This window comes from Anaerorhabdus furcosa (assembly GCF_900167375.1).
Lineage (GTDB): Bacteria > Bacillota_I > Bacilli_A > Erysipelotrichales > Erysipelotrichaceae > Anaerorhabdus > Anaerorhabdus furcosa.
In genome coordinates this window covers 158,187-174,970 of sequence record NZ_FUWY01000001.1, presented here as the reverse complement: position 1 = coordinate 174,970, position 16,784 = coordinate 158,187, and the positions used below count along the sequence as shown (strand labels likewise).

Sequence of the window (16,784 nt, the reverse complement as noted above, 5' to 3'; positions counted from 1 at the left end):
ATGTTGAAAATAAAGAATTTAAGAAAAACATTTGGTAATAATACGATATTAAAAAGCATTGATTTAGATGTAAATAAAAAAGATGTGGTGATGATAATTGGACCAAGTGGATCTGGCAAAACAACATTATTACGATGTATTAATTTGTTGGCCCATGCAGATAGCGGAATTTTAAACTTTGATGATGAAGTGTATGAACTTGATAAAGTAACGAAGAAAGATAGTTTGAAAATAAGAAAAAGAACGGGATTTGTTTTCCAAAGCTTTAATTTATTTAGAAATAAAACTGCATTACAAAATGTGACTGAAGGACTCATAGTAGCAAGAAAAATGTCGAAAGAGAAAGCGAATGAAATAGGAAAAGAATCTTTGGATAAAGTTGGATTATCACAAAGATATGATTATTACCCGCATGAGTTATCGGGTGGTCAGCAACAAAGAGTCGCTATAGCACGTGCTATAGCGACAAAACCTGAACTTATTTTGTTTGATGAACCTACTTCAGCGCTTGATCCAGAACTTACTCATGAAGTATTATCGGTAATACAAGATTTAGCAGCAGAGGGAATGACGATGATCATTGTGACGCACGAAATGGAATTTGCTAAGAAGATTGGAACTAAAATTGTATTTATGGATCAAGGAGAGATTATTGAAGCAAATGATGTAACAACATTTTTCAATCATCCAAAAGAAAATAGAACTAAACAGTTTCTTCAATCAATTAATCAAAATAAAACCGTGTAGGATTAGTACACGGTTTAGTTTATTTCCATAAATCAAAAGGATATAGGCCAGCATCTTTGCATTCTTGAAGTTTAGCAACAACACCAGGTTTATCTTCTTTATAAGTAACACCAAACCAAAGATCTTTGCTACTCATAATCTTAACTTTACATTTACCTTCTTCAATTAGTTGTCCAACTGCTGTAGGTAGTACATGTTCGCATTTCATTGGATTTTCTTCTAATCCCTTTTTAATGAAGTTTTCAAAAATTGGCTTACAATCTTCAATCATTTTAGGTGTAAATCCCCAGAAATTCATTGAAACAACTGCGTCATCAGATAGAGGTTTCCATTCACCATTTTCTTCGAATACTGGTTTACCATCTTGTCTAGCAATTTTTTGAATTTCAACAATCTTTGTTAAGTAGCCATCTGTATTTTCGCATAGACCACGTGTTACAGTTCCGTTATCAGTTAAGGTATTGTTGCACAAGTAACCAACCATACCATAGTTATCATCACTTACTTCATTAGCTAAGAAGTCGTAGATTACTTTGAATGCATCTTTACCATAATAATCATCTGCATTGCAAATTGCGAAAGGTGCATCTAAGTTTTTAAGTGCTAATAAAGCATGAGTAGTACCCCAAGGTTTTTCTCTACCTTCAGGTACTTTAATCCCTTCAGGTACATCATTAATATCTTGATATGCAAATTCTACTTCCATATGTTTTGAAACTTTATCTGTTAGACATTGTTTGAAAGCTTCTTCATGTTCTTTACGAATAATTAAGACAACTTTCTCGAATCCTGCTTCATGAGCATCATAAATAGAGAAGTCAATAATAGATTCACCATTATTTCCTACTGTATCAATTTGTTTAAGTCCGCCATAACGGCTTCCCATTCCCGCAGCTAAAATTACTAAAACTGGTTTTTTCATTTCATTTCTCCTTCAAATATTGTTAAAATTATTATACCATGCTTATAATAGATTAGAGGATGAAATATGAAAAAGTGTAACTTAATTCTAGCAAGTCAATCACCAAGAAGAAAAGAACTCATGGAAGTTATTGGGCTTCCTTTTACCATTGAGGTTGCAGATATTGATGAAACAATGGATTTGAATGGAGATTTAGTAGAAGAAATCAAACATTTAGCTTATCGTAAAGCAAAAGTTATTGCGGATAAACACGATGATACGGTAGTTGTTGGCGCAGATACAATTGTTGTTTACAATAATAAAGTACTGGGTAAACCGAAAAATGAGGAGGATGCCTTCGCGATGTTAAAACTTCTTTCAGGGAATACCCACAAGGTATTAACTGGTGTGTGCATCATGGACCATGAAAAAGTAAATAAATATTGTTCAATTAGCGAGGTTACTTTCAACAATTTAAGTGATGAAGAAATCAAAAAGTATATCGCAACCAAAGAACCAATGGATAAAGCGGGGGCATATGGTATACAAGGCTTTGGTGGCTGCTTTGTTAGTGAAATAAAAGGTGATTATTATACAATCATGGGATTACCATTATCATTAGTTTATCAAGAATTAATGAAGATATTTTCTTGATATTTACTAGCTATTTAGTTATTATAGAATAGCGCCGCCTTGGTATAGTGGTAACACACATCCATGGTAAGGATGAGCGGGCAGTTCAATTCTGCCAGGCGGCACCATTTAAATTAAACGAACCTGTGTCAAATGCACAGGTTTTTGTGTGCTTATCTTTAATAGTTATAGGGAATTATCGCTCTTTTACTAATAAATAGGTAGGAGGATATAGGGAGGAAACTAAATAATATAGTTAGTTTTGAAGATGGAGAATTAGAAATTAGAGTTAAGGTAGACAAAATAAACGATACTGTTTGGTTGCTTTACAGATAATATTGGATTACACTTGAAAAATATTTTTAAATGTTGTGGGCTTAACAGAAATTCAGTTACCGAGAATTCCTTGTCAACTGCTAGTGATGGTAGACGATATAATGTTAAAGTCTACAATTTGGATGCAATAATATCCATAGGTTATAGAGTTAACTCAGTGAAAGGAGTTAAATTTAGGCAATGGTCAACAAAAGTACTTAAAGAATACACGTTAAAAGGATTAGTTTGATACGTATGTCTTTTAGTATTTAGTAGACTTTTCTAGTTTATTAGTAAGAAGTTCTCGTGCGGTTAAACAAATAAAAATATCCAGTAGGATATTTTTTGATTGTTTTTATGAGCATTATGATCATTTTTCTATTCAAGAATCTTATCAGAAACAGTTACTGTAATTGCGATACCGGTATTACAATCACTATCTCTAAAATCATCCATGTTATTTGTAGATTCAATTGTGTTTTTATCAGTTCCAGTTTTCACAAAAATAGTAGTTTCTTTATTTAGTTCTAAAGGTATTTCATTACTAAGAGCAGTTGCTTGGGTAGAGATAGAATCTTTGAAGTCTGTATCAAGAGAAGGTGTAGAATATTTACTATGTCCATCTTTGTCAATTGTAATTAATTCGAAGCTATTCTCTGTTATTCGAATTGCGATTCGACCTTCTTTACAGTTTAAATCACCTGAAATATTTCCACTTTCCACCCATTGATTTTCTTGATATATCCAAAGTTGTATAGTGATAGATTTCACCTTGTCATTAACAGAGAGATCATAAAAGTAAATGTTATCATCAAATAAATCCAAAATTTCATTTGTTTCTTTAGAAAGTTGACTAGGTTTTAACGACATACTGTTTTTTTGGGTAGTTGTACATGAGGTAAGTGTTAATGTAAGTAATAATAAGAAAATCATAGAATATTTTTTCATTAAATTGCTCTCCCTAAATAGTGTTTTATTTGTATAACATAACACAAAGAAATGGATGAATCAACAGTGCACTATTGTTTTGTATAAATGATAAATAAAACTAAAAAAACAAGTGAAAAATGAAAAGAAATAGAAGATGAATTTAATGGAAAATAAATTCATTTTCTTTTTGTTTTTAATTCAATATTCTTTTGATTTTAAAAAGAAAAACTAAGTTTTTACTTTAATGTTCTATTAATTTTTCTTAATATTTTGTTTAAACTTTATGTGATTTTAAAATTTATTTATTGGTAAAAAATAAAACCAGTACAATGTGTTAATAGTTTTTAAATAGCATGAATAAAGGACATGTAAATAATTTTTTATAACTAAACTTATAGAGTAATGTTAATGGATACTTTTGAGTAAATCACATTAATTGACCATATAAATATCGAGTGTTATTGTGAATTTATCGATAGAGAAGGATTGAAATTTGATTGCGATAAAGCAAATGTTTATTCGTTTCAACAACTCTCTACTGACCATAATAATCGTTATCTTGTTCAAATAGAAGGAAGTGGGGTGAGCGTGCTCAGCAAGAAAAAATGGTTATTATTGGAAATCGAGATTTACCCAAAAAAAGGAGCATAAAAAAACATGTTACATTTTAAAAAAGACCTAAAAAAAGACTCTAAGAGTCTAACACCAAATCTAGCAGTATTTACAGAGGATACAAACTTCCCTAAAAACAAATTAAATGAAGAATCTATCCCTGCAGAAGTTGCTTACAGATTGATTAGTGATGAATTAATTGATGAAGGTAATGCAAGACAAAATCTTGCAACATTCTGTCAAACATATATGGAGCCAGAAGCTAATAAGCTAATGTCTGAATGTTTGGCAATTAATGCTATCGATAAATCAGAATATCCAAAGATGACTGAAGTAGAAAATTATTGTGTTAATATTCTAGGAGATCTTTGGCACGCACCAAGTAATGGTACAACACTTGGTACTTCAACAGTAGGATCATCAGAAGCATGTATGCTTGGTGGACTTGCAATGAAATTCAAATGGCGTGAAGAAGCAGAAAAAGCAGGAATTGATATCAATGCGAAGAAACCTAATTTAGTTATTTCTTCAGGATTCCAAGTTTGTTGGGAAAAATTCTGTGTTTATTGGGACATCGAAATGAGAGAAGTTCCACTTGATGAACAACACATGAGTTTAAACATTGATAAGGTTCTAGATTACGTTGATGATTATACAATCGGTGTAGTTGGTATATTAGGAATTACTTATACAGGAAAGTTTGATGACATCAAGGCTTTAGATAAGCTAATTGAGGAATATAATAAAACAGCAAAAATTAAAATTGGTATCCACGTGGATGGTGCATCAGGTGCAATGTTTGCCCCATTTGTTCATCCAGAAATTGAATGGGATTTCAGTTTGAAAAACGTTCGTTCAATCAGTACTTCAGGACACAAATATGGATTAGTATATCCAGGTGTTGGTTGGGTTTTATGGAGAGACCAAGAGTTCTTACCTAAAAACTTAATCTTCTATGTTAACTACTTAGGTGGTGAAGAACCAACAATGGCTATTAACTTCTCACGTTCAGGAAGTCAAATAATTGGACAATACTATATCTTTATGAGATATGGCATGAATGGTTTAAAACTTGTTCAACAACATACTCGTGATATGGCAGTAAGTATTACAAGAGAAATTGAAAAAATGGGAATCTTTGAAATTTACAATGATGGTGATAATGTTCCAGTAATTTGCTATCGCTTAAAGAATCCTGAAAATCATAAATGGAGTTTATATGAATTAGCAGATCGTTTGGCTATGAAGGGATGGCAAGTTCCAGCATATACATTGCCAGCTAATTTACAAAGTACAGTAATTCAAAGATTTGTTATCCGTGCAGATTTTTCTGCAGAAATGCGTGACTCATTAATACAAGATTTAACAATGGCAATTGATTATCTTGAAAAGAATACTCACACTGATACTGCAGGTAAATCAATGTTAGGAAAACAAGGATTTACACACTAGTTAGTAGTGTTAAGAGAGGAGATTTAATATGTCTAACAAAAACCCAGTTAATACCAAAAAACATTTAACATTATTTGGATTCTTTGCTTTAACAGCAACGATGGTAATGACTGTATATGAATATCCAACATTTGCATCATCTGGATTATCATTGGTGTTCTTTCTAATTGTAGGTGGTCTATTCTGGTTCTTGCCAGTAGCACTATGTGCAGCTGAAATGGCAACAGTAAAAGGATGGGATACAGGAGGTGTATACTCTTGGTCTGGTAATGTCCTCGGCGAAAAATGGGGCTTTGCCAACATTTTCTTCCAATGGTTTCAAATCACAGTTGGATTTGTAACAATGATTTATTTCATACTAAGTGCATTATCTTATGTATTGAATTGGGCACCATTAAACAATGACCCAATGGTAAGATTCTTCGGTGTACTTATCGTATTCTGGGCTTTAACTTTCTCGCAATTTAAAGGTACAAAGTTAACAGCCAAAATTTCAAAAATTGGATTTAGTATTGGAATTATGATTCCAGCAGTAATCTTATTTATTCTAGCAATTGCATACTTTGCAACTGGTGGAAAGAGCAGCATGTCATTAGAACTTAGTTCTATGATCCCAGATTTTTCTAAATTAAATACATTAGTCGTATTCGTTTCATTCATCCTTGCTTATGCAGGTATTGAAGCATCAGCAACTCATGCAAACGAAATGACAAACGTTAAACGTGATTATCCATTAGCAATTCTTGGATTAGTTATATTAGCAATTATTCTTAATACAATTGGAGGTATCTCAATTGGTGCAGTTGTTCCTGCAGATAAATTGGGACTATCAACAGGTGTATTACAAGGATATAGCGGATTATTAGCACATTTTGGTAAAGGATTAGATTGGGTAGTAAGAATCATCGCATTATTAATTGCAGGTGGTGTTATTGCCGAAGTATCAGCTTGGGTTGTAGGACCTTCTTGGGGAATGCAAGTAGCTGGTAAACAAGGGTTATTACCAAAATCATTATCAGCAACAAATAAAGAAGGTGTACCAACAAAGTTCTTATTACTTCAAGGAGTAATCGTAACAATTTGGACAGCTATCTTAACATTTGGTGGAGGTGGTAACAATAACTTATCATTCTTCACAGCAATTTCATTGACTGTAGTTATCTACATCATTGCATATATCATTTTCTTTGTCGCATACATTGTGTTTGTATTAAAACATGATGATCTACCACGTGCATTCCAAATTTCTAAGAGTAAAGGTATTCGTTTATTCTTTGGATTCTCAGGATTAATTTTATCAATTATCGCATTTGGTATTTCATTTGTACCTCCATCTCAATTATCTGGTCCAGGTGTATCGACAACTTACTTAACTATTCTTTCAGTTAGTTTTGTGGCAGTATTGTTTATACCATTCATTATTTATCACTTTATGAGAAAGAAAAACCCACTTCCAGCTGGTCAAAAAATGCCAGACCTAAGTGATGGTAGTGATGAATAAAAATAACTGAAGAATAAAACGGTGATTTAAAATCACCGTTTTTATTTGCGTTTAAATAGATTGAGGGGAAGTTCTTTAAGAAGTGGTGCTCTAAATAAGAATAGAATTAAAAAGTATGTTAAGATTCCTACGGATATTTGTAAAAGATTAACAAAGAAATTAGCTCCTAGAAAAACACCAATATAATGTGTAGGGATAAACATGATAAGTGAAGCGATGCATACAATAAATAATTCCTTTACTTTAAAGTCAAAATCAATTCTATTCTTAATATAAAAGTATTGAACAAGTGTAACACTTAATTCAGCAACCACAGAACCAATAATAGCGCCAAATACACCATAGGTAGGAATAAGAGTCCAGTTGATTAAGAAATTAACAATAGCTCCCACTACAACAGAAAGTGTGTAGGGTTTTGTATTTCCTGTAGGTACAAGAAATTGAGTTCCAAATACATTACTTAAGGATATAAATAAAATAATAGGTGATGTGCATTGGATGAGTAGTCCAACAATTTGATAAGATTCAGGTAGAAACCAATCCACGAAATTTTGTATCATTGCACTTATTCCAAAGATCATAGGAATTGAAAGGTATAAAGCCAGGCGCAATGTTTTGTTGAGGTAGTTATTTACTGCAACCCTGTCACCTTTAGAGTGGACATTTGATACACGTGGTAACATAACTGTTCCAATTGAAGTTATAAAGAATAAAAACATTTTTACAAATTTTTGTGTTTGCTCATAAAGGTTTGTCTCAACGTAGACAGGTCCAAGAATTTTAAGCATAGTGATATCTAAAATGGAATATACGCTAATTGCGATTTGAGGAATAAATAAGGCAATATTTGGTTTAATATGTTGGATAATACCTTTTAGAGAAATAGGTACAAAATGAATGTATTGTTTGAGTTGTAACCACATAATGATTTGGCCAAGAACTCCAGTACATGTGTTAATTAATACAAATATAAATAAATCATTAGGACCTTTTACTAGCATAAAGATGAGAACAACACCAATGATTTTGACTATCATATTCCTAATTGATGCACTTTTGAAATCTTCTACACCATAAAAGAACCAAGTAATATCAAAAGCTACACTAAGTAGTGAAATACTTTGTATAAGAAGAATTGTTTGGTATTGATCGCCAATGATATAGATGTAAAAGAAAAAAGCTAATGAAGCAATGAGCATACTAAATACTTGCATTGCGAAAATTTCAAAAAATGTTTTTGATAATTTTGTAGAATCATCACGAACCCTTGCAATTTCACGATTACCGTAAATATTGATTCCCATAATTCCAAATAATACAAACCACTGAACAAGATTTGTGGTATTTGTATTAATTGTTAATGCATTAATACCAATTACACGAGTTGTATAAGGTGTCACAATAAGAGGCATTATTACAATTAACATTTGATAGATGACACTATAAATATAATTTTTAACAATTTTTCTTTCCATATGAATAACTCTTTTCTAAAGTTTGAAAATGGAGATATCAAAGTTGATACCTCCATTGTAAGGCATAAAATATGCAAAGTCTAAATTTTATTCATAACGTAATGCTTCGATTGGATCCATCTTTGCGGCACGGTTAGCTGGATAATATCCAAAGAAAACACCAATACTCATACTAAATACTACAGAAATTATACAAGCTGATATGCTTGTGGTTGCAGGGTAACCCATGAGTGATGAGCCGATTGAACCCATTATTATACCTAGAATTACACCAAGCAATCCACCAATTAAGCAAATCACCACGGCTTCTACAATAAATTGAAGTCGTATATTTCTGTTGGTTGCGCCAAGTGCTTTTCTAGTTCCTATTTCTCTAGTTCTTTCGGTGATGGAAACGAGCATGATGTTCATAACACCGATACCACCTACCAACAAACTAATCGCAGCAATGGCGGCAATAGCAAGAGTAATGGTGGATAACATTTCGGTCATAGATTCAAGCATACTTTCCATGTTTGAAGCAGAAACAGTATATGAATCATTTAAAGTATAATAACTTTGAAAGAATGAAGTTGTGTTCTTTAAAAATGAAGAACTATCCACTTCACTATTTGCTACAACAGTGAAGGAACTATATCCTGCTTGAGAATTTGTGTATTTCTTAGCTGTGGTAATGGGTATGTAGCAATCAGTGGTTATAGACGAAGAACTCATGACTTGTCCATTGGAATCATATTGATAAACACCGACAATGGTAAATGTTTTAGAAAAACCATTTAGAGTCAATTCAATTGTTTGACCAATTGCATTTGCACTTGTACCGAAAATATCTTCAGCAAATTCAGTCGAGATAACACATAACAATTTTTCAAGATCCATATCGGATTGATTAATAAATCTTCCGGTAACTAACTCAATGTTATTTGCGATTTGGTAGTCTGAATTAGTACCTACTAAATTAACGGTTGCAGTGTTTTGATTTTTTGTAATCTTGGATTGGGATAAATTTTCAGATATCGAAATTGCTTTAATTTCATTTGAAAATACTTTTCGGTAGTCATCAATCATTTGATTTGAAATTAAATCTTCATCATCGTAAGAAGGTTTTGAAAACATTCTTATAGAAGTCATCCCTTCACTTGTATTTGTAGATGATTTTTCGACTAAAGAAACATTAACGTTTTGAATGCCAAAGCTTGACATTGAATCGGTAATTGAGGTAGTCATTGAATTACCTAATGTAACGATAGCAATAACAGCACTAATTCCAATTATAATTCCAAGCATTGTTAAGAGCGCACGCATTTTATTTACTCTTAGACTTTGAAGTGCGAGAAGTATGTTATCCCAAATGTTCATGATAACCTTCACCTTTACAATCACTAATAATTTGTCCATCTTTTAATGTAATGATGCGTTCTGTTTCTTTTGCGAGTTCTTGACTGTGTGTTATTAAAACAATCGACATTTGTTTTTCTTGATGGAGTTTATGAAATAAGTCCATGATTGATCGTGATGTTGATGAATCTAGAGCTCCTGTAGGCTCATCGGCAAGAAGAAGGGTTGGATTATTGCTAATTGCTCTTGCAATCGCTACACGCTGTTTTTGACCTCCTGAGAGCTCATTAGGTTGATGCTTCATACGATCTTTCATACCCACAAGTTCAAGTAATTCCTTTGATCGTTTTAAACTTTCTTTTTTACTTACTCCAGCATATAACATGGGTAACTGAACATTTTTAATTGCAGATAATTTTCCAATTAAATTAAATGTTTGAAATATAAATCCGATTTTCTTACAACGTATATGAGATATCTCAGTGTCTTTTACTTTTGATATCGGAATATCATCTAATATGTACTCACCTTCAGTTGGTCGATCCAATGCACCAATGATATTCATCAAAGTCGACTTACCACTACCGGATTCACCTACAATTGCTACAAATTCACCAGGATAAATTTTTAAGTTTAAACCATGAAGAATTTCTAATTCGTTTGGTTTTCCAACAAAGTAGCGTTTTATAATGTGATCTAATTGAATAATTGGATACTTATTCATTATGGTCGACCTCCTTGTCCGCCAGGCATAGCACCACCAGACGATTCGGTAATAATGACATTACCACTCATTGCAGGACCACCAGATTCAGAGAATGAATTCATATTGCTGTCAGTGACAGTTGCTTCTTCTTCATTTGCACTTGCACGAACTTCTATGCCTTCTTTGATATTGGCACCAGAGATTTCTGCATAGTAATCTGTTTTATTACCAACAGTAACTTCAGTTTCAACAAATTCACCTTTTTCATTCTTTACATAAATAATAGAAGTTCCATCTTCTTTTTCTTCGATGGCATCAAGTGGTACTGTGAAGACATCATCAGTAGAAGAAATTAATATTTCAACTTTTGCACTCATACCAATAAGAAGCGTACTATTTGAAGAAGTAATTTCTACCTCGACTTGGAAACCACTAGATGAACCCTGTGATCCAGCAGTTGCAACAGGTGATATTTGAGTTACAACACCCGTTAACTCTTCATCAACTGCATCACTTGTAATACGTGCAGTCATTCCAACAGCTATTTTTTGAATGTCGTATTCATCGATAGAGAATGTCATTTTCAATGAATTGGTATTTTGTATAGTTGCAATTGTACCGCTTGCTTTACTACCGATTGTGGCATTTAAAGAAGTTACTTTACCACTTGATTTTGCTTTTAGTGTATAGTTTTCAAGTTGTTCTAATAAATCATTTAAATCAGAAGCAGAGCTTGTAGTAGATGTAAGTGTTTTATATGTTTCGCTTACTTTTGCATCTGCACTACTAAAAGTTTCTTGTAACTTGGATAGTTGTGAATTTGCACTATCATATGCTGATTTAGTAGATGTCATTGCATTGTATAATTCTTGATAGTTTGAATTTGATTTAGCTTGATCTAAATTTGTTTTTGCTGTTTCAAATTCTTGGTTTGCTAAATCATAATCATTCTTTGCAGTTGTATATTCTGTATATTCAGTTGAACTTGTTGCATCACTGCAATCTGATTGATATCCTTTCGCAAGACATGAGCCTTCTTTTTGATTTAGTGTAATCCCTTTATCTTGTAGATTACTTTGAGCGCTATTAAATATATTCTGTTGTGTAGTAATTGAATTTTCTACGACTTGATATTCGCTCAATGCTTTTTGATATGCAGTATATGCGTTATCAGTAGTTGTTTTTTGTGAATTGTAATTATTCCATGCAGTATCTTTTGCAGCTAATGCATTATCATAATTAGTTTGATTTGTTTCTTTATTTGTTGATTGTGAGTCTCTTGCTTTTTCAATCTTTTTTTGTAGTTCGGATGAATCTAATGTACAGATTACATCTCCTTCTTCAACAGTATCCCCAACTTGAACAAAAACATCTTGTATAGCTGCCTCGACATTACTTGTCACACTACTTGTATCTTGGCTTTCGATGTTACCAGTTGCACTAACTGTTTCTTCTAAATTACTTTTTTGTAATATTAACGTACGTACATAACTTTCATCTTGTTTCTTTGGACTTGTAGTTTTTGCAGAAACCTTATTAAAAATAGTTGTAATGAGTATTCCTGCACAAACTAATGATACAAGGATCATAAGAATTCTTATCTTCTTTGGTAAATGTTTTACCGCTTTAAAACTAGTCTTTTTCATAGTACTCTCCCTCATAGTAAGTAAGTTTAGATTAAACGACTTATTTGAGGATAAAGTGAGTGTTGATTGAATTTTATGTGAAGAAAGCTGTAATCTAGATGACTAAACTACAGCTTTCTTATTTCTTTCGTAAATAATTTTCATGCCTCTGAAGGCTAAATCAGGAATGAAATCATCAATTAAATCAGTTTCAGAATAGATGATTTTTCCAAGTCCACCAGTAGCAATAACTTTTACATCTTTTCTTCCTAACTCTTTGAGCATTTGTTTAACAATATATTCAACTTGACCAATATAACCAAATACAATTCCGGATTGCATACCATTGATGGTATTCTTTGATAGGATTTGATTTGGTTTTTTTATTTCGATTTCTGGAAGTTTTGCGGTTTGATTCCAAAGCGCTTGGGCAGAGATTTCAATACCTGGTGAGATCACAGTATATTCAAAGACTCCCTTTTCTGATACATAATCAAATGTAGTTGCAGTTCCAAAATCTATGATTAAACAAGGTTGATGATAAGTGTGATAAGCTGCGGCAACATTTACTATGCGATCTGCACCAACTTCTCTAGGATTATCTGAATTCACTTGAATACCTGTTTTGACACCAGGACCAATAATGATCGGTGTGCGGTTTAAATATTTGATTATGCAACTATTTAGTGAATACATCACTTTTGGCACAACGCTAGAAATAATTACATCTTCAATTTGTTCGGAGTCTATATTGTATTTAGCTAATAAGGTACTTAAACAAATACCATATTCATCAGAAGTTCTTGGTGTTTTTGTAGTAAGTCTAAAATTACCTACTAAGGTATCTTCATCAAAAATACCCATCGTTATATTTGTATTGCCAACATCAATTGTGAGTAACATAGTCTTCTCCTTTAAAACATTCTTCGAGTACTCGGTAAGCTAACTCCTCTTTGCTCATTAATTCAAGGTGAGTGATGGATTGAGGACGAATGATAACAACTTTGTTTGTATCTGTTTGGAATCCAGAATCTTTTTCATTAATGCTATTTGCGATAAGCAAGTCACAGTTTTTATTGATACATTTGTTTGAAGCATTCTCAATTAGATTTTCTGTTTCCATAGCGAATCCACATAATATTTGATTCGCTTGTTTATTCTTACCAAGGTAGGCAAGGATATCATCAGTTTTACTTAATTCTAATGTGAGTGTTTCACCTTGTTTCTTTATTTTATTAAGAGCAGGTTCTTTTACTGTATAATCAGCAACAGCTGCAGTTTTAATAATGCAGTCTTGATTGCTAGCGTATTTTTTAACTTCTTCAAACATTTCTTTGGCACTTTTAATTTGAATTGTATTTATCATAGGGCAAGGCTCTAAATTAGTTTGACCGCTGATTAAAGTGACATCTGCGCCAAGGTTTCGTGCTGCCTTTGCGATAGCGTATCCCATTTTTCCGCTAGAATGATTTGTAATAAAGCGAACAGGATCAATTGCTTCTTGCGTAGGACCAGCAGTTACAAGAACTTTTTTTCCAAGTAGAGGTTTGGGAGAGCATGCATATTCAATTGCATCTTCGATGGTTTGTACATCAGCAAGCTTTCCTTTTCCTTCATCACCACAAGCGAGTAGACCACTTGTTGCTTCAACGATCATGTAACCTAGCTGATTGCACTTATCTATATTCTCAACAGTAACAGGATTATTTAACATACCCGTATTCATAGCGGGGCAAATGATTTTTTTGCAGGATGCTGCCAAGAAGGTAGTTGTTAGCATATCATCTGCTAAGCCATGCACTATTTTAGCGATAACATTTGCAGTTGCCGGAGCTATAACAAAGACATCGGCTTTTTTAGCGAGTGAAATATGTTGAACATTGTATTCGAAGTTACGATCAAATGTATCAACACTAACTCGATTACCACTTAGCGATTCAAATGTTAAGGGTGCAACAAATTCAGTTGCATTTTTGGTCATAATAACGTGTACTTCATACTCTTTCTTTTTTAGGTTACTTACAAGTTGACAAGCTTTGAATGCTGCAATACCACCTGTAACACCAATGACAATACATTTTTTCATAATTAATTCCTCTCTACAATAGGTTTTAATGCTTTATATAATGCTGTAACAAGAACAGCTGCAACAATCATTTCGGCAATACCATTGGTTGTGATTACGGCAATTAAAACGTTCATAAGTTGAGAAACCAAGACACCTTTTGCAGCAGCGTATGAACCACCAAAGAAGATGAAAATGAGTCCCATAACCAATAAGGTATGAATTAATGTATTGATGATAGCAGTAAGTGCTACATTCAATGTTGGTTTCCATTTAAAGCGATTAAAAAACTGATACAACCATCCGCTAAAGAATCCCAAAAAGATTCTAGGACCAAACACAATAAGCAAACTTGCAAAATTACCACTTGTTCCCCCTATTGATACAAAAGGTGAGAAAACAAAAGAAGTAATTGTGGGTTGTGATGTATTAATGATTAGACTCATTAAGCCAAACACAAATCCAACTGCAGCTCCATATTTGGAGCCAAGCAAAATACCTGCAAGAATTACTGGAATGTGCAAAGTCGTCGCGCGAATGACTCCAAGTGGAATAAATCCAAGGGGAGTAAGCATCAGTACAATTTCGATTGCGATAAAAAATGCTAGAAAAACAAAAGGTTTAAGTTGTTTAGATTTCATAAGTTCCTCCTATCACTTCCTAAATGGAATGCAATGAATTGAAATCGGTTTGATATAAACTTTATAAACGAATAAGGGTCCAAAGGATACCTTTTCTAAAGTGATTTTATTATAGCGCGTATCTTTTGAAATGTCAGTAATTTTAAATTATAATTAATTTATAAAAGGAGTACCTACATATGAAATATTTAGTTTTTTCAGATATACATGGTTCATTAGAAGCGGCACAATTTATACAAAAGAAATTCTTAGAAGGGAAAGTAGATAAGATTTTATGCTTAGGGGATTTTCTATATCATGGTCCTCGAAATGATTTGCCAGAAGATTATAATCCAAAAGAAGTATTTGGTATATTAAACTTAATGAAAGATCATATTTTAGCGGTTAGAGGTAATTGCGATAGTGAAGTAGATCAAATGGTTCTAGAATTTCCAATGATGAGTGATAATTATGAATTCATGTTAGGTGATAAAAAAGTATGCTTAACACATGGTCATCTAAACATACCGGATAAGAAATTTGATGTTATTTTAAGTGGTCATACGCACATTCCTGTAGCTGAAAGAGAAGAGGGTGTTGTTTATTGTAACCCAGGATCAATTTCTATTCCAAAGGGTGGATATGATAAGAGTTATGGTGTATTGAGTGAAGATGAATTTATCGTGTTAACTATGGATGAAGAAATCTTGATGCAAATTGAAATTTAAAGAAAATAGGATATCCATTAGGATATCCTATTTTAATGATCTTTCTAAACGAGCATTACTAACTGCAATCGTTTTATTATTCTTGATATAGACTCTTGTTAATCTCTCACTCAAGTTAGTTAGTATTTCATAAGGAATCGTTTCTAAATCTTTGGCAACTTCTTGTACAGGGATATGTTGTCCAAAAAGTTCAACTTTAGTACCTACTGGATAAAACTTGGTTGTATGAATCATGCATTGATCCATGCAAACTCTTCCAACGATAGGAGCTAATTCACCCTCGATATATACAGAGCGTCCTTGATTTTTTCTTAACCAACCATCTGCATATCCAATTGGTAGTGTTGCGATAATCTCTTTTGATGTTGTTGTATAGGTCGCACCATAGCTGATAATTTCACCTTCATCAACTTCTTTTATACAAGATATTGCTGAATATAAAGAGAAGACAGGGTGAAGTGTTTTATCATGTGCACTAATACCATACATAGAAATGCCAAGACGACCATAATTAGTGAAATCTTCATCCAATGACAACAAAGCGTCGGAATTATCACAATGAATATAATCGAAATTATAATCAAGAGATTTTACTTGTTCAACAAAACGGTTGTATTGTTTCAGTGTTAATGTTTGATTTGGATCATCGGAACAAGCAAAATGAGTAAAAATTCCCTCAGGTAATATTTGATTTTGAAGACAAAGGGATAAGGCTTCTTTACACTCTTCTATCTTTTTAAGACCAATACGATTCATCCCAGTATCAACTTTAATGTGGACGATTAAGCCTCGTACATCTTTTTTTATAACTTCTTTAAGCCAATCTAACGAAACGACGGTTGTAGAAATATTGTATTCGATACACAAGTCAATGTCTTTTGGATCAACGTAACCTAAAATAAGTATCTTTTCGCGACAACCCTCATTTCTTAAAACAATAGCTTCATCTAAGCTAGACACTGCAAAAAAGCGAATTCCTGATTCAATAGCAGTTTGTATAATATATTGATCACCACTACCATATCCATTCGCTTTGATGACACAAATTAACTCTTTCTTCGATTTTTGAAGAATGTATTCAAAATTCTTCTTTAATGCATCAAGGTTGATTTCAACCCAACTCTCTCTGTACATGT

General features: G+C 32.7%; 16 protein-coding genes and 1 tRNA gene. 7 read left to right on the top strand and 10 right to left on the bottom strand.

Annotated features, from left to right (window positions below; translation table 11 throughout):
* Window positions 1-747 carry an amino acid ABC transporter ATP-binding protein gene (locus tag B5D14_RS00890; RefSeq protein WP_078710698.1) on the top strand — a complete coding sequence of 249 codons (747 nt, stop codon included), beginning with the start codon at window positions 1-3 and terminating at the stop codon, window positions 745-747.
* Window positions 748-766: 19 nt separating this feature from the next.
* On the opposite strand, the gene B5D14_RS00885 is transcribed toward B5D14_RS00890, so the two are convergent.
* The gene (locus tag B5D14_RS00885) at window positions 767-1,669 is read right to left on the bottom strand and encodes a sugar phosphate nucleotidyltransferase (RefSeq protein ID WP_078710697.1); all 903 of its coding nucleotides are present in this window, start codon (window positions 1,667-1,669) and stop codon (window positions 767-769) included.
* Between the two features lie 66 nt (window positions 1,670-1,735).
* Between B5D14_RS00885 and B5D14_RS00880 the strand changes: the two genes are divergently transcribed.
* From B5D14_RS00880 to rhuM, 3 genes are all read left to right on the top strand, one after another.
* Window positions 1,736-2,302: a Maf family protein gene (locus B5D14_RS00880; protein WP_078710696.1), complete on the top strand. Its 567-nt coding sequence runs from the start codon at window positions 1,736-1,738 to the stop codon at window positions 2,300-2,302.
* Window positions 2,303-2,335: 33 nt separating this feature from the next.
* Window positions 2,336-2,409 (top strand) — tRNA-Thr (locus B5D14_RS00875).
* Between the two features lie 221 nt (window positions 2,410-2,630).
* A complete protein-coding gene (gene rhuM, locus B5D14_RS12345) occupies window positions 2,631-2,846 on the top strand; it encodes a RhuM family protein (RefSeq protein ID WP_280940278.1) in 216 nt (71 codons plus the stop codon).
* A 128-nt stretch (window positions 2,847-2,974) separates the two neighbouring features.
* On the opposite strand, the gene B5D14_RS00865 is transcribed toward rhuM, so the two are convergent.
* The gene (locus tag B5D14_RS00865; RefSeq protein WP_078710694.1) at window positions 2,975-3,544 is read right to left on the bottom strand and encodes a hypothetical protein; all 570 of its coding nucleotides are present in this window, start codon (window positions 3,542-3,544) and stop codon (window positions 2,975-2,977) included.
* A 639-nt stretch (window positions 3,545-4,183) separates the two neighbouring features.
* On the opposite strand from B5D14_RS00865, the gene gad reads away from it, so the two are divergent.
* Both gad and B5D14_RS00855 read left to right on the top strand, forming a co-directional pair.
* Entirely contained in the window at window positions 4,184-5,590 is a 1,407-nt protein-coding gene (gad, locus tag B5D14_RS00860; RefSeq protein WP_078710693.1) for a glutamate decarboxylase, read from the top strand.
* Window positions 5,591-5,618: 28 nt separating this feature from the next.
* Window positions 5,619-7,091, top strand: a complete 1,473-nt coding sequence (locus B5D14_RS00855; protein WP_078710692.1) for an amino acid permease — start codon at window positions 5,619-5,621, stop codon at window positions 7,089-7,091.
* Between the two features lie 41 nt (window positions 7,092-7,132).
* Here the strand turns inward: B5D14_RS00855 and B5D14_RS00850 are convergent, their stop codons facing one another.
* The 7 genes from B5D14_RS00850 to B5D14_RS00820 all read right to left on the bottom strand — a co-directional run bounded on the left by B5D14_RS00850 (window position 7,133) and on the right by B5D14_RS00820 (window position 14,941).
* The gene (locus tag B5D14_RS00850) at window positions 7,133-8,566 is read right to left on the bottom strand and encodes an oligosaccharide flippase family protein (protein ID WP_078710691.1); all 1,434 of its coding nucleotides are present in this window, start codon (window positions 8,564-8,566) and stop codon (window positions 7,133-7,135) included.
* 87 nt (window positions 8,567-8,653) lie between these two features.
* Window positions 8,654-9,925, bottom strand: coding sequence for an ABC transporter permease (locus tag B5D14_RS00845; protein WP_078710690.1), 1,272 nt, complete (start codon window positions 9,923-9,925; stop codon window positions 8,654-8,656).
* Window positions 9,909-10,628, bottom strand: coding sequence for an ABC transporter ATP-binding protein (locus tag B5D14_RS00840; RefSeq protein WP_078710689.1), 720 nt, complete (start codon window positions 10,626-10,628; stop codon window positions 9,909-9,911). Before B5D14_RS00840 ends, B5D14_RS00845 begins: the two co-directional genes overlap by 17 nt.
* Entirely contained in the window at window positions 10,628-12,256 is a 1,629-nt protein-coding gene (locus B5D14_RS00835; RefSeq protein WP_159443672.1) for an efflux RND transporter periplasmic adaptor subunit, read from the bottom strand. Before B5D14_RS00835 ends, B5D14_RS00840 begins: the two co-directional genes overlap by 1 nt.
* A gap of 102 nt (window positions 12,257-12,358) precedes the next feature.
* Entirely contained in the window at window positions 12,359-13,138 is a 780-nt protein-coding gene (locus B5D14_RS00830; RefSeq protein WP_078710687.1) for a type III pantothenate kinase, read from the bottom strand.
* Complete coding sequence (coaBC, locus tag B5D14_RS00825; protein WP_078710686.1) at window positions 13,122-14,321, bottom strand: bifunctional phosphopantothenoylcysteine decarboxylase/phosphopantothenate--cysteine ligase CoaBC; 1,200 nt, start codon at window positions 14,319-14,321, stop codon at window positions 13,122-13,124. The genes B5D14_RS00830 and coaBC overlap by 17 nt, the downstream gene beginning before the upstream one ends.
* 2 nt (window positions 14,322-14,323) lie before the next feature.
* Window positions 14,324-14,941, bottom strand: a complete 618-nt coding sequence (locus B5D14_RS00820; protein WP_078710685.1) for an ECF transporter S component — start codon at window positions 14,939-14,941, stop codon at window positions 14,324-14,326.
* A 179-nt stretch (window positions 14,942-15,120) separates the two neighbouring features.
* On the opposite strand from B5D14_RS00820, the gene yfcE reads away from it, so the two are divergent.
* Window positions 15,121-15,648 carry a phosphodiesterase gene (gene yfcE / locus B5D14_RS00815; RefSeq protein WP_078710684.1) on the top strand — a complete coding sequence of 176 codons (528 nt, stop codon included), beginning with the start codon at window positions 15,121-15,123 and terminating at the stop codon, window positions 15,646-15,648.
* Between the two features lie 27 nt (window positions 15,649-15,675).
* On the opposite strand, the gene alr is transcribed toward yfcE, so the two are convergent.
* A complete protein-coding gene (alr, locus tag B5D14_RS00810; protein WP_078710683.1) occupies window positions 15,676-16,782 on the bottom strand; it encodes an alanine racemase in 1,107 nt (368 codons plus the stop codon).
* Window positions 16,783-16,784: the final 2 nt, after the last annotated feature.

Excerpts from the sequence above, each read along its gene's own strand:
- yfcE (WP_078710684.1), top strand. The coding sequence starts at position 15,121 with ATGAAATATTTAGTTTTTTCAGATATACATGGTTCATTAGAAGCGGCA.
- B5D14_RS00855 (WP_078710692.1), top strand. The coding sequence starts at position 5,619 with ATGTCTAACAAAAACCCAGTTAATACCAAAAAACATTTAACATTATTT.
- coaBC (WP_078710686.1), bottom strand. The coding sequence starts at position 14,321 with ATGAAAAAATGTATTGTCATTGGTGTTACAGGTGGTATTGCAGCATTC.
- B5D14_RS00890 (WP_078710698.1), top strand. The coding sequence starts at position 1 with ATGTTGAAAATAAAGAATTTAAGAAAAACATTTGGTAATAATACGATA.
- B5D14_RS00880 (WP_078710696.1), top strand. The coding sequence starts at position 1,736 with ATGAAAAAGTGTAACTTAATTCTAGCAAGTCAATCACCAAGAAGAAAA.
- B5D14_RS00820 (WP_078710685.1), bottom strand. The coding sequence starts at position 14,941 with ATGAAATCTAAACAACTTAAACCTTTTGTTTTTCTAGCATTTTTTATC.
- B5D14_RS00850 (WP_078710691.1), bottom strand. The coding sequence starts at position 8,566 with ATGGAAAGAAAAATTGTTAAAAATTATATTTATAGTGTCATCTATCAA.
- B5D14_RS00840 (WP_078710689.1), bottom strand. The coding sequence starts at position 10,628 with ATGAATAAGTATCCAATTATTCAATTAGATCACATTATAAAACGCTAC.
- alr (WP_078710683.1), bottom strand. The coding sequence starts at position 16,782 with ATGTACAGAGAGAGTTGGGTTGAAATCAACCTTGATGCATTAAAGAAG.
- B5D14_RS00845 (WP_078710690.1), bottom strand. The coding sequence starts at position 9,925 with ATGAACATTTGGGATAACATACTTCTCGCACTTCAAAGTCTAAGAGTA.
- B5D14_RS00865 (WP_078710694.1), bottom strand. The coding sequence starts at position 3,544 with ATGAAAAAATATTCTATGATTTTCTTATTATTACTTACATTAACACTT.
- gad (WP_078710693.1), top strand. The coding sequence starts at position 4,184 with ATGTTACATTTTAAAAAAGACCTAAAAAAAGACTCTAAGAGTCTAACA.
- B5D14_RS00830 (WP_078710687.1), bottom strand. The coding sequence starts at position 13,138 with ATGTTACTCACAATTGATGTTGGCAATACAAATATAACGATGGGTATT.
- B5D14_RS00835 (WP_159443672.1), bottom strand. The coding sequence starts at position 12,256 with ATGAAAAAGACTAGTTTTAAAGCGGTAAAACATTTACCAAAGAAGATA.
- B5D14_RS00885 (WP_078710697.1), bottom strand. The coding sequence starts at position 1,669 with ATGAAAAAACCAGTTTTAGTAATTTTAGCTGCGGGAATGGGAAGCCGT.